The organism is Microbacterium sp. YJN-G (assembly GCF_015040615.1).
Taxonomy (GTDB): Bacteria; Actinomycetota; Actinomycetes; order Actinomycetales; family Microbacteriaceae; genus Microbacterium.
Window position 1 is genome coordinate 2,011,245 of sequence record NZ_CP060402.1, and the last position, 12,168, is coordinate 2,023,412.

The 12,168-nt window shown below is 70.3% G+C and carries 10 protein-coding genes; all 10 read right to left on the reverse strand.

The features are described from left to right. Positions 1-15: 15 nt before the first annotated feature. From H7694_RS09695 to rsmH, 10 genes are read right to left on the reverse strand one after another with little or no spacing between them, the layout of a single operon-like run. Positions 16-1,032 carry an FtsQ-type POTRA domain-containing protein gene (locus H7694_RS09695; RefSeq protein WP_193596323.1) on the reverse strand — a complete coding sequence of 339 codons (1,017 nt, stop codon included), beginning with the start codon at positions 1,030-1,032 and terminating at the stop codon, positions 16-18. A 2-nt stretch (positions 1,033-1,034) separates the two neighbouring features. Next, on the reverse strand, positions 1,035-2,435 hold the full coding sequence (gene murC, locus H7694_RS09700) for a UDP-N-acetylmuramate--L-alanine ligase (RefSeq protein WP_193596324.1): 1,401 nt from the start codon (positions 2,433-2,435) through the stop codon (positions 1,035-1,037). A 12-nt stretch (positions 2,436-2,447) separates the two neighbouring features. Continuing rightward, positions 2,448-3,521 carry a UDP-N-acetylglucosamine--N-acetylmuramyl-(pentapeptide) pyrophosphoryl-undecaprenol N-acetylglucosamine transferase gene (locus tag H7694_RS09705; protein ID WP_193596325.1) on the reverse strand — a complete coding sequence of 358 codons (1,074 nt, stop codon included), beginning with the start codon at positions 3,519-3,521 and terminating at the stop codon, positions 2,448-2,450. Continuing rightward, positions 3,518-4,735 (reverse strand): putative peptidoglycan glycosyltransferase FtsW, encoded by a 1,218-nt coding sequence (locus H7694_RS09710; protein ID WP_193596326.1) that lies wholly within the window; start codon positions 4,733-4,735, stop codon positions 3,518-3,520. Before H7694_RS09710 ends, H7694_RS09705 begins: the two co-directional genes overlap by 4 nt. Continuing rightward, the gene (gene murD, locus H7694_RS09715) at positions 4,701-6,239 is read right to left on the reverse strand and encodes a UDP-N-acetylmuramoyl-L-alanine--D-glutamate ligase (RefSeq protein WP_193596327.1); all 1,539 of its coding nucleotides are present in this window, start codon (positions 6,237-6,239) and stop codon (positions 4,701-4,703) included. Before murD ends, H7694_RS09710 begins: the two co-directional genes overlap by 35 nt. A 5-nt stretch (positions 6,240-6,244) precedes the next feature. Then, the gene (gene mraY, locus H7694_RS09720; protein ID WP_193596328.1) at positions 6,245-7,354 is read right to left on the reverse strand and encodes a phospho-N-acetylmuramoyl-pentapeptide-transferase; all 1,110 of its coding nucleotides are present in this window, start codon (positions 7,352-7,354) and stop codon (positions 6,245-6,247) included. Further along, positions 7,351-8,763, reverse strand: a complete 1,413-nt coding sequence (locus H7694_RS09725; protein ID WP_193596329.1) for a UDP-N-acetylmuramoyl-tripeptide--D-alanyl-D-alanine ligase — start codon at positions 8,761-8,763, stop codon at positions 7,351-7,353. Before H7694_RS09725 ends, mraY begins: the two co-directional genes overlap by 4 nt. A 30-nt stretch (positions 8,764-8,793) precedes the next feature. Next, positions 8,794-10,572, reverse strand: a complete 1,779-nt coding sequence (locus tag H7694_RS09730; RefSeq protein WP_193596330.1) for a peptidoglycan D,D-transpeptidase FtsI family protein — start codon at positions 10,570-10,572, stop codon at positions 8,794-8,796. Positions 10,573-10,596: 24 nt separating this feature from the next. Continuing rightward, the gene (locus tag H7694_RS09735) at positions 10,597-11,169 is read right to left on the reverse strand and encodes a hypothetical protein (RefSeq protein ID WP_193596331.1); all 573 of its coding nucleotides are present in this window, start codon (positions 11,167-11,169) and stop codon (positions 10,597-10,599) included. Further along, positions 11,166-12,104 carry a 16S rRNA (cytosine(1402)-N(4))-methyltransferase RsmH gene (rsmH, locus tag H7694_RS09740; RefSeq protein WP_193596332.1) on the reverse strand — a complete coding sequence of 313 codons (939 nt, stop codon included), beginning with the start codon at positions 12,102-12,104 and terminating at the stop codon, positions 11,166-11,168. The genes H7694_RS09735 and rsmH overlap by 4 nt, the downstream gene beginning before the upstream one ends. Between the last annotated feature and the right edge of the window lie 64 nt (positions 12,105-12,168).

Consider the following 12,168-nt stretch of genomic DNA (forward strand, 5'->3'; position numbering starts at 1 on the left):
GAGGTCGGCGCACGCTCAGCGCACGACGGGAACGCTCGGCGCCGAGACGTCGAAGTTGCGCGCGTCAGGCGCGTTCTTGATGAGCGCGACGAGCACGAGCGCCTTCTCGGAGGAGTCGCGCTCACTCCCCCACACGATGGTCTTGCCGTCCTGAAGCGCGAGGGTGACGTCATCGGCCGACGACGCGTTCACCTCGGTCACCTGCGCACGCAGTTCGGCGGGCAGGGAGCGCACCACCAGCCCCGCGCTGCGGAAGGCCGCGGAGTCCGTGCCGCCGGAGATCGAGAGCTCCGGCTGACCGTCGGGTCGCTGCGGTGTGGTGGCCAGCGCCACCCCGGCGGCGTCCACGAGCGTGAATCCGTCGTCGGAGCGGATGACACCGATGGGGGTGCGCTCCACGATGCGCACGAGCAGTTCATGCGGCGGTCGCGCCTCGAGTGCGTACGACTCGATCATCGGGAACTCACTCAGCGCGCTTCTGACCGCACCGGCGTCCACGAGCGCGAGCGGTGCGCCCAGCTGCCCCTCCAGCGCCGTCTGCACGACGGCCGGGTCGAGGCTGCGCACGCCCGCGACGGTGATCTCCCTGATCGCGAACAGCGGGCTGTACGCGGCGACGACGCTGCCGAGGATCAGCGCGACGACGGCGCCGAACGATCCCCACCACACCAGCCGACGCCGGCGGGAGCGCTGCGTGAACCGCCGGATCTCGGCGCGCAGCGCCTTCCGGCGGGCTCGCGCGGCGCGCCAGACGTCGCCGGTGCGCACGGCATCCCTATGGTCTCCGGCATCCTGCGCACCCTCGGCGATGTCGCGGACGGCATCGTCGAGCACGGCCGTGTCCGCATGCGCGTCAGCGCCGGCGCTCTCCGCGCGCTCGGCATCCGACGGCGCCTCCCACGTCGCGTCCGCGGCATCCGCCCGGTCCGTATCGCGCGCGAAGCGCGAGCGGATGCTGCGCGGACGCGGGGCCGCGGGCTCGACGCTCTCGGGCTTCTGCGCGGAAGCCGGGAGCGGTGCCGGACGACGCATGCTCAGGCCCCGGGGGTGCGCCGCAGGGAGTCGAGGACCTGGGGGATGATCTGGTAGACGTTGCCGCAGCCCAGCGTCACCACGAAGTCGCCCTCGCGTGCGATCGAGGCTGTGTAGTCCGCCGCCTCCTGCCAGTCGGGCACGTAGTGCACCTTCGCGGGGTCCGCGAAGGCTCCGCTGACCAGCTCGCCGGTGACGCCGGGCACCGGATCCTCGCGCGCGCCGTACACGTCGAGCATGACGGTGTGGTCGGCGAGCCCCTCGAGCACCTCCGCGAACTCGCGGTACATGTGCTGCGTGCGCGAATAGGTGTGCGGCTGCTGGATGGCGATGACACGTCCCCCGCCGGCGACGCCGCGCATCGCCTCGAGGGCGGCGCGCACCTCGGTGGGGTGGTGCGAGTAGTCGTCGTAGACGTGCACGCCGCGCTCCTCGCCGTGCAGCTCGAGCCGGCGGACTGTGCCCGCAAATCCCTCGACGGCGCGCACCGATTCGGCGAGCCCGTGGCCGAGGGTCAGGAGCACGGCGACGATGCCCGCGGCGTTGACCGCGTTGTGGGCGCCGGGGACCGCGAGCTGCATGCGCACGGACTCGCCGCCGCGGCTGAGCGTCGCCGCGACCGAACCCACGGTGGAGATCTCGTCGATGCGCAGGTCGGCGTCCTGCGCCTGGCCGAAGGTGATCACGTTGCGGTGGCTCAGCCCGGCCCGCACACGCTGCGCACCCGGATCGTCGCTGGAGATGACCACGGCCTCACGAGCCTCGTCGCCGAAGCGGACGAACGCGTCGTAGAAGGCGTCCTCCGAGCCGAAGAAGTCGAGGTGGTCGGGGTCGACGTTGGTGATCAGCGCGACCGAGGTGTCGTAGAGCAGGAACGTGCCGTCCGACTCGTCGGCCTCGATGACGAAGAGGTCGCCGCCGCCGGTCGCGCTCGAGGTGCCGAGCTGCTCGATCACGCCGCCGTTGACGAAGCTCGGGTCGGCGCCCAGCGCCTGCAGCGCCGTGACGAGCATGCCCGTCGAGGTCGTCTTGCCGTGCGCGCCGGCGACCGAGACGAGGCGTCGCCCGCCGATCAGCCAGTACAGCGCCTGGGAGCGGTGGATGACATGCAGCCCGCGCTCCTTGGCCGTGACGAACTCCGGGTTCTCGGGCCAGATCGCCCCGGTGTGCACCACCGTGTCGGCGTCGCCCAGGTGGGCGGCGTCATGGCCGACGTGCACGGTCGCGCCGGCGGCGGCCAGGGCGCGCAGGTTGTCGCTGTCGGAGCGGTCGGAGCCGGAGACGCGGATGCCGGCATCCAGGAACATCCGCGCGAGTCCGCTCATGCCGGAACCGCCGATGCCGATGAAGTGCGCGCAGGTGATCGTCTCGGGGATCGGGAGACTGAGGTCGGGTCTGATCATTTGTCTGCCAGTCTACTTTTCCGCGAGGGCGCGATCGATGAGCGCCACCAGGTCCTCGGTGCCGGTGCGGCTGCCGACGCCCTGCGCCGCCTGCGCCATCCGGTCGATGCGGGCACGGTCACCCAGCAGCGGCACGATCTGCGTACGGACGACGTCACCGTCGAAGCTCGCGTCGTCCAGCAGCTGTGCCGCACCGGCGGACACCGCGGATGCCGCGTTCAGCCGCTGCTCGCCGTTGCCGACCGCGTACGGCACGTACACGGCAGGCATCCCGAGCGCGCTGATCTCGCTGACTGTCGCGGATCCTGCGCGCGAGACGGTGAGGTCGGCGAGGGCGAAGGCCAGGTCCATCCGGTCCACGTAACGCCGCATCGTGTATCCGTCCGCTCCGGGATCCGCCAGCTCGCTGCGCTCGCCCGTGACGTGCAGCAGCTGCCAGCCGGCGGCCAGCACATCGCGCCAGGCGTCGGCGAAGGCCTCGTTCAGGCGCAGTGCGCCCAGCGACCCGCCGAACACGAGCAGCACGGGGCGCTCGGCATCCAGGCCGAACTCCTCCGCCGCCTCCGCGCGCAGCGCGGCGCGGTCGAGTTCCACGACCTCGCGGCGCAGCGGCATCCCGACCACCTCACCGCCACGCAGCGGGGTGCCGGGGAACGCGACGCCGACGGCGGCCGCGCGGCGCGCACCGAGCACGTTGGCCAGGCCCGGCCTGGCGTTGGCCTCGTGGACGACGAACGGCACGCGCTCACGGCGCGCGGCGACGTAGGCGGGTGCGGAGGCGTATCCCCCGAAGCCGACCACGACGTCCACGCCATGGTCACGGATGTGCGCACGCACCTGCGCGACCGCACGACGGAACCGCAGCGGGAAGGCGGCCGCAGCCCGGTCGGGGCGGCGCGGGAACGGCACCTTGTCGACGGTGAGCAGCTCGTAGCCGCGGGCGGGGACCAGACGCGACTCGAGCCCCTCCTTCGTGCCGAGCACGAGGACCGTGTCGCCGTCGCGCTCGCGCAGCAGATCGGCGACGGCGAGCAGCGGATTGACATGGCCGGCGGTTCCTCCGCCGGCCAGAAGGTAGGTGGTCACTTCGACTTGCTCCGCTCGCTACGCACTTCGCCCTGAGCGACCCTATCCTTCGCGGCTGCGGGAATGGTGCGAGCGAAGGCGAGCAGCACGCCGCAGGCCAGCATCACCGAGAGCAGCGAGGTGCCGCCCTGCGACATGAACGGCAGCGGCACGCCCATCACGGGGAAGATGCGCAGCACGACGCCGATGTTGAACAGCGCCTGGCCGAGGATCCAGACGACGATGCCGCCTGCGGCGATCCTGACGAACGGATCGGAGGTCTTGCGGATGATGTGGAAGGCGCCGACGGCGAAGCAGCCGAACAGCACGAGTACGAGCAGGCAGCCCAGCAGCCCCAGCTCCTCGCCCACGATCGCGAAGATGTAGTCGTTCGCCGCGGCAGGCAGCCAGTACTTCTCCTGGGAGTTGCCGAGCCCGACGCCGAAGAAGCCGCCGGTGGCCATGCCCCACATGCCGTGCACGGCCTGATAGCACTCGTTGGTCGGGTCGCAGGCGTCGGGGTCGAAGGCGGCGAGGATGCGGGTCATCCGGTTCTCGCTGGTGAGGGCGTAGCCGAGGATGGCGGCCAGTCCCCCCAGCAGCGGCAGGATGAACAGGCGCAGCTTGGCGCCGGAGAAGAACAGGCAGCCGAGCACGACGAGCACGAGCACCATGACGGTTCCCAGGTCGTTTCCGGCGATCACGGTGCCGATCGCGAGTATCGCGACGGGCACGACCGGGATGAACACCTGGTGCCACGTGCCCAGCCTCGCGTGCTTGCGCGCCAGCACCAGCGCGATCCACAGTGCGAGGGCGAGCTTGAGGAACTCCGACGGCTGCAGCTGCATGCCGCCGACCTTGATCCAGTTCGTGTTGCCGTACGAGGTGATGCCGAGCCCCGGCACGAAGACGAGCAGCTGGAACAGCACGGCGAGGATCAGCACGGGCCAGGCGAGCTTCGCGAAGAAGCCGACCGGCAGCCTGCTGACGACGAACATCAGCGGGATGCCGATCACGGCGAACGCACCCTGACGCAGGGCGGTGTCGAAGGGGGCCGTGGGGTGGGCGCTGGTCGCCGAGAGCACCATCACGACGCCGAAGATCGTCAGCAGCACCGCGGTCGACGCGATCAGGATGTACTCGGTCGAGGGCGGAGCGAACAGCTTCCCGAGCGAGACGCGAGCCGCGAGACCGCGCGGTTCAGCGCGGCGCGGAGGGTGAGCCGTCTGCGTCATCGGCGGTCCCCCGTTCGATCCATGCGCGCACCGCCCGGGCGAAGCGCTCTCCCCGGTCCGCGTAGCTGCTGAACTGGTCGAAGGATGCTGCGGCGGGAGCCAGAAGCACCGTCCCCTCGCCGTCGATCATCCCGGTGGCCAGTTCCACCACGCGGTCCATGACCTCTCCAGTGTCGCCAGCGACGACCTCCAGGAGCGGCACCTGCGGCGCGTGTCGCCGGAATGCGGCCAGCACCGGCTCACGGTCGACGCCGATCACGATGGCGCCGCCGGCGGTGCCTCCGGCCGTGGCCACCAGGTCGCTGAGGTCCACGCCCTTCAGATCGCCGCCGACGACCCACACCGCGCCCGGGTGGGCGCGCAGCGACGAGGCGGCTGCGTGCGGGTTGGTCGCCTTGGAGTCGTCGATCCACCGGATGCCGAGGTGCTCGGCGACGAGCTGGATGCGGTGCGCGTCGAGCTCGAAGCCCTGCAGCGCGTCGTGGATGGCGGCGGGGGCCACGCCCAGCGACCGCGCGAGGGCGGCGGCGGCGAGGATGTTCTGCACGATGTGGGGCGCGGCCAGTCCTGCGGCGCGCAGCTCGGCGACGGTCGTGAGCTCGAGGGCGCTGTGCCGGCGGTCGTCATGGAACGCGCGGTCGACGAGGATGCCGTCCACGACGCCGAGATCGCTGGGCCCCGGTGTGCCGAGGTCGAACCCGATCGCGCGGGCTCCCTCGACGACGTCGGCCTCCTCGACCATCCGCATGGTGGCGGCGTCGGACTTGTTGTACACGCATGCCACGCGGGTGTGCCGGTAGACGACGGCCTTCGCGTCGCGGTACGCCTCGGCGCTGCCATGCCAGACGAGGTGGTCGTCGGCGAGGTTCAGGCAGGTCGCCGCGTAGGGCACGAGCTGCCCTGCGGGCTGCGACTGGCCGATGTACCAGAGCTGGTGGCTGGAGAGCTCGACGACGAGCACGTCGAAACCGCCGGGGTCGCGCACGGCATCCAGCACCGGGATGCCGATGTTGCCGCAGGGCGCCGCACGCAGGCCGCCGGCGTTCAGCAGCGTCGCGGTGAGCTGGGTCGTGGTGGTCTTGCCGTTGGTGCCGGTGATCAGCACCCATTCGGCGGGTGTTCCGTCCGGACGCACCACCTTGTCGCGTACGCGCCAGGCCAGCTCGACGTCTCCCCACAGCGGGATGCCGCTCTGCAGCGCCCACGCGATGACGGGGTGGGCGGGCGCGAAGCCGGGAGAGGCCACGATGACCTCGGGTGCGAAGTCGCGCAGCGTCTCGGGCACCTGCTCCAGCGAGCCCAGTTCGAGGCGGGCGCCGATGACGGGCACCAGGCGCGCGTACTCCTCCGAGGCGGCCTCGGAGAGCACCAGCACCTCGGCGCCGAGCTCGGTCAGCGTGTCGGCGGCGGAGAAGCCGGTCACCGAGAGTCCGAGCACGGCGACGCGCAGTCCGCGCCAGTCGGCGTGCCAGCTGGTGAGACCGTCCAGGCGTGATGTGGTCATGGCGATCAGCCGACCGAGGCCTGGGCGAACCAGTCCACGTAGAACAGTCCGACGGCAGACGCGGCGAGCAGACCCGCGATGATCCAGAGGCGCACGACGATCGTGACCTCCTGCCAGCCGCGCATCTCGAGATGGTGATGGAACGGGCTCATCAGGAACAGCCGCTTGCCGCGGGTGATCTTGAAGTAGATCCGCTGCAGGATGACCGAGCCGGACGAGATCACGAAGATGCCGGCGATGATCAGGAGCAGCAGCTCGGTGCGGGTGAGGATCGCCATCGCGGTGATCACGCCGCCGATGGCCATGGATCCGACGTCGCCCATGAAGACCTTCGCCTTGGGCGCGTTCCACCACAGGAAGCCCACCAGGCCGCCGGCGAACGCCGCGGCGACGGTGGCCAGGTTCAGCGGCTCGCGCACCTCGTAGCATCCCGGGATCGCCCAGCCCTCACCTACGCACGACTGCTTGAACTGCCAGAACGCGATCAGGCCGTAGGCGCCGACCACGAGCACGCCCGCGCCGGCGGCGAGGCCGTCCAGGCCGTCGGTGAGATTGACGCTGTTCGAGGTCGCCACGCCGATGATCGAGACCCAGATGAGGTAGAGGATCCAGCCGACCACGGCGCCGAAGGCGAACAGGTTCAGCCAGGAGATGTCGCGGAACAGTGAGACGTAGCCGCTGGCAGGATACTGTCCGAGCGAGTTCGGGAAGTTCAGCGCGACCACGCCGAACGGGATGAGCACGAGCAGCTGCCCGACGACCTTGCGCCACCCGGACAGGCCGAGGCTGCGCTGGCTGCGCACCTTCATGTAGTCGTCGATGAAGCCCACGATGCCGAAGCCGACCATCAGCCAGAGCACGAGGATGGCCGACAGCGCCGGGGTGGTGCCGCCGAAGTAGGTGCCGGCGAAGTAGCCGATGATGGTGCCGAGGATGAAGATGACGCCGCCCATGGTGGGGGTGCCGCGTTTGGCCTCGTGGTTCGGGTTGGAGATGTCCTCAGGGGTGCGGATGACCTGCCCCCACCCGATCCTGCGGAATCCCTTCAGGAACACGGGGGTCAGGAAGAGCGAGAAGGCGAGCGATATCGCCGTCGCCATAAGCAAGGACCTCACGAGAACAATTCTCCCAGACGATCGCCGAGATGCCTGAGCCCGACGGAGTTGGACGACTTCACCAGGACGCGATCGCCGTCGCGCAGCTCGTTCTTCAGGTACTCGAAGGCGGCATCCTGATCGGGAAGGTGCACGGCCTCGCTGTCCCACGACCCCTCGCCCACGGCCGAGACGTAGAGGCGACGTGCCTCGGGCCCGACCACGACGATGCGGCGGATGTTCAGGCGCACAGCGAGCAGTCCGATGCGGTCGTGCTCCTCGCCGGCGGCATCGCCCAGTTCACTCATCGCGCCGAGGACGGCGACGGTGCGCTCACCGGGACCGGTGATCTGCGCGAGGGTGCGCAGCGCGGCCGCCATCGAGTCGGGGCTGGCGTTGTAGGCGTCGTTGATGATCCGCACGCGGTCGTTGCCCAGCGGCTGCATGCGCCAGCGCTCGGCGAGCTGCACGGTCTCCAGTCGCTCGACGGCCGCCGGTACGGGCACACCGAGAGCCTGCGCCGCGGCGATGGCGGCGAGGGCGTTCGAGACGTGATGGGCACCGAGCACGTGCAGTCGCAGCGGGGTGCGCTCGGTGCCGTGCACGATCGTGCAGCTCGTGCCCGATGCCGACACCACGACATCCTCGGCGCGCACCTCGGCCGCGGAGCCCTGGCCGAACGCCACCACCGACATGCCGCGCTCGGCGGCGATGTCGCGCATCGCCCACACGCGGGGATCGTCGATGTTGAGCACGGCGACCCCGCCGGGACGGGCGGCCTGGACGAGCTCCGCCTTGGCACGGGCGGTCGCCTCGATGCCGCCGAACCCGCCGGCATGCGCGAGGCCCACCATGAGCACGACGGCCACGTCGGGCTCGACGAGCCCCGCGAGCCGCGCGATGCTGCCCGGCCCATCGGCGCCGAACTCGCTGACCAGGAAGCGGGTGCTCCCGGTGACGCGCAGCATGGTCAGCGGAGCGCCGACCTCGTTGTTGTACGACCGGATCGGGGCGACCGTCTCACCCTCGTCGGCGAGGATGCGCGCCAGGAAGTTCTTGGTCGTGGTCTTGCCGTTCGAGCCGGTGATCCCCACGATCCGCAGGCCGCCCGCCTCGCGCACGCGCGCGACGACGGCGCGGGCGAGATCCGCGAGAGCGCCGACGGCATCCGCCACGACGATCTGCGACACGGCGACGTCGACCGGACGCTCCACGATGGCCAGCACCGCGCCGGCTTCGACGGCGGCGCCGACGAAGCGGTGGCCGTCGGTGGTCTCGCCGGGCTTGGCGACGAAGATCGATCCGGGTGCCATCTCACGGGAGTCGGTGTCGACGGTGCCGTCGACCAGGGTCTCGGGGGTGTCCGAACCGGCCGGACGTAGCTCGCCGTGCAGGATCTCGGCGATCTCAGCGAGCGACAGGGCGATCATGTTCCATCTCCAGGCGCGGCAGAACGCCGACTAATCGAATTTGGGAAGCAGCTCGCCCATCGGCTCCGACGACGGTGCGACGCGGTAGGTCTTCAGCACCTGGGTCATGGCCTGCTGGAAGGCGACGGCTGTTGCTGCCGACGTCCTCATCTTAGTCGGCTCGTCCAGAGTCACCACGACGACGTACTTCGGATCCTCGACGGGGGCCATGCCCACGATGCTGGTGAAGTACACGCCCTTCTTGTAGCCGCCGTTGTTGTCGGTCTTCTGCGCGCTTCCCGTCTTGATGCCGATCCGGTAACCGGGAACCTTGACGGTCTTCGACAGCCCGCCCTGGACGGCGACGTTCTCGAGCATCCGCCGCACATCCTGCGCGGTCTCGGGCTTGATGATCTGCTCGCCCGCGGAGACGGTCACCTCGTGGACCGTGCCGTCGGCGTCGGTGCACGACTCCACCAGTGACAGGTCGATCTTCTTTCCGTCGTTGGCGAGCGCCTGGTACGCCCCGGCCAGCTGGGCGGTGGTGACCGTGAACGCCTGGCCGAAGGTGGTGGTGTACAGCGTCTGGTTGTCCCACTTCGCGGGATCGTTGATCAGACCCTTCTGCTCGGCGGGGAAGCCGATCGCGGTGCGTTCGCCGACGCCGAAGCGCTCGAGGTAGTCGGCTCGCGTACGGGGATCCACGAGCGTGCCGAACTTCGACAGCGACACGTTCGACGAATCGATGAGCGCGCCGGCCAGGGTGTACTCGTACACCGGGTGCGGGAACGGGTCGTTGATGACCGCGCCGTTGGGGAAGGTCTCGCGGCTGCGGGCAGTGACGTGCGAGGTGGGGGTGGCCTTGCCCTGATCGATCACGGTGGCCGCGGTGATCGCCTTGAAGGTGGACCCCGGCTCCCACGCGTTGGAGAAGATCTGCGACTTCCAGTACTTCTGGTCGACCGTGTCGATGTCATTGGGGTCGACGGAGGGCCACTCGGCGGCCGCCCTGATCTTTCCGGTCTCCACCTCGACGACCGTGACGGTGCCCGCCTTGGCCCCCTGGCGCTTGCCCTCCTCGGCGATCATCTGCTGCAGGTACCAGTTCAGGTCGCTGTCGATCGTGAGCTGCACGGTGCCGCCGTCGACGGCCGGCACGGTGCGCTCGCTGCCGGGGATCCGCACGCCGCCCTGACCGCGCTTGTAGGTGCTCGATCCGTCGGTCGCGGCCAGACACTGCTGCTGCATCCGTTCGATGCCGTACTGCGGCTCACCGGCGCCGTTGAGGAAGCCGACCATGGTGCCCGCGACGGCGCCGTTCGGGTACACCCGGACCGGTCGCGGGGAGTTGTGCAGGTAGGCGAGGTTCAGGTCGCGCAGCTCGAGGTACTGGTCGGTGGTGAGACCGTTCTTGAGCGGCGCGTACTGGGAGTTGCGGTCCTTCGCCAGGGCTGCGGCGACGACCCCGCGCACCTGGTCGCCGGTCATCCCGACGATCTCGGCGATCCGCTCGCTGGCCTCGGCCCACGGCATCGACGGCTTGCGGTTCTTCTCCTTCTGCTCCTCGTAGTCCTGGATGAGCTTCGGATCGAGGATGGAGTCGTACACCAGCGTGCCGAGCGCGAGCACCGTGCCGTTCGCGTCGACGATGTCACCGCGGGCACCGGCGATGGTGCGCGTCGCCCCGAGGTTGGAGTCGGCGATGTGGTCGTCGGCGTGCACGACCTGGATGTCGACCAGCCGGAAGACGAAGGCCGAGAGCACCGTGAGGATCACGGCGAGTGCGACGACAGTGCGCCGTCGCGTTCCGCGTGTTGCTCGCGTGGTCATGCGGCGGTCTCCATCCTGGCGGCTCTATCGGGTGGTCGGCGAGGGCAGCCCGTCGGTGAGGACGGGAGGCTTGTCGGGCTCGGTGCTCTGCTGGGCTGTGGCGTCGGCAGGTGTCTGCTCCTGCGCCGCCGAGGGCGGGGGTGCGGGCGGCAGCAGGAGCGCGTTGCCGACCGTGGTGGAGCCGTTGGGTGTGACGGTCGAGTTCCAGTCGGCGCCGTGGCCCTCGCCGAGGACGACCCCGTCGCTGAGGCGCAGGTACGAGGCGGAGCCGGTGACGACCAGCCCCAACGCATCCGCGCGCTTGGCCAGGGACTGCGGCGAGTTGAGACCGGCCAGGTCGTCGTTCAGCGCCTGCTTCTGCAGCGAGAGCTCGTGCTGCTGGCTGTTGAGCTCGGCGAGGGCGAAGGCGTCCTGGGTCGAGGCGAGCGAGATGCCCATCTGCGCGATGCCGATGGCCAGCGCCCCGCCCACCGCGAGCAGAGCGTAGGCGATTCGGGGCCGGCGGCGCGACGAGGGCTCCGTGACAGGACGGAGTCGTCGTGCCGGCGCCGGGCGGGGGTCGGTGTGCGGCGCGACGCGCGCATGCTGCAGGCTCATGACCTCTCCCTCAGCTTCTCGGCGGCGCGCAGTCGCACCGGGATCGCGCGCGGGTTGCGAGCCCGCTCCTCGTCACCTGCGAGCTCGGCGCCCTTGGTCAGCATCCGGAACCGCGGTGCGTGCTCGGGCAGTTCGACGGGCAGGCCCGCCGGCGCCGTCGAGGCGGATGCCGCGGCGAACGCCTGCTTGACCAGGCGGTCCTCGAGCGACTGGTAGGCCATCACAGCGATGCGACCACCGACGATGAGTGCGTCCATGGCCGCGGGAATCGCGTCCGCCAGCACGCTCAGCTCGGAGTTGACCTCGATGCGCAGCGCCTGGAAGACGCGCTTGGCCGGGTGCCCTGCGCGCTGGGCCGCGGCGGGGGTGGCGGCCACGAGCAGGTCGACGAGTTCGCCGGAACGGGTGAGCGGCTGGGTCTTCCGCGCCTCGACGATGAAGCGCGCGTAGCGGCCGGCGAGCTTCTCCTCGCCGAAACGCTCGAAGATGCGCCGCAGCTGCCCCTCGCTGTACTCGGCGAGGATCGTCGCGGCGGTGCGCCCCTTGGTCTGATCCATCCGCATGTCCAGCGGCGCGTCCTTGGAGTACGCGAAGCCGCGCTCGGCCTCATCGAGCTGCAGCGATGAGACGCCCAGGTCGAACAGGATCGCCGAGGCCCCCTGCGCGTGCAGCCCGATCTCGTCGTACACGGTGTGCACGAGCTTCACCCGGTCACCGAACGGCGCCAGCCGCTCCCCCGCGATGCGCAGCGCGTCGGTGTCGCGGTCGAGCCCGACCAGGCGGATGTTCGGGAAGCGCTCCAGGAACGCTTCGGAGTGCCCTCCCATGCCGAGGGTGGCGTCGACGAGGATCGCGCCGTCCTGCTGCAGCGCGGGGGCGAGCAGTTCGATGCAGCGCTCGAGGAGCACCGGGGTGTGGATGTCGCGGAGGCTCATGATCGTCTATCCCGTGACCTCCGGCTCTGATTCCTCTCCGCTCGACCCGGCACCGGGGAAGTGT

What these genes read in the sequence shown, in the direction of transcription:
- H7694_RS09695 (WP_193596323.1), bottom strand. Translation starts at nt 1,032, where the DNA reads ATGCGTCGTCCGGCACCGCTCCCGGCTTCCGCGCAGAAGCCCGAGAGC.
- murC (WP_193596324.1), bottom strand. Translation starts at nt 2,435, where the DNA reads ATGATCAGACCCGACCTCAGTCTCCCGATCCCCGAGACGATCACCTGC.
- H7694_RS09710 (WP_193596326.1), bottom strand. Translation starts at nt 4,735, where the DNA reads ATGACGCAGACGGCTCACCCTCCGCGCCGCGCTGAACCGCGCGGTCTC.
- murD (WP_193596327.1), bottom strand. Translation starts at nt 6,239, where the DNA reads ATGACCACATCACGCCTGGACGGTCTCACCAGCTGGCACGCCGACTGG.
- H7694_RS09725 (WP_193596329.1), bottom strand. Translation starts at nt 8,763, where the DNA reads ATGATCGCCCTGTCGCTCGCTGAGATCGCCGAGATCCTGCACGGCGAG.
- H7694_RS09730 (WP_193596330.1), bottom strand. Translation starts at nt 10,572, where the DNA reads ATGACCACGCGAGCAACACGCGGAACGCGACGGCGCACTGTCGTCGCA.
- H7694_RS09735 (WP_193596331.1), bottom strand. Translation starts at nt 11,169, where the DNA reads ATGAGCCTGCAGCATGCGCGCGTCGCGCCGCACACCGACCCCCGCCCG.
- rsmH (WP_193596332.1), bottom strand. Translation starts at nt 12,104, where the DNA reads ATGAGCCTCCGCGACATCCACACCCCGGTGCTCCTCGAGCGCTGCATC.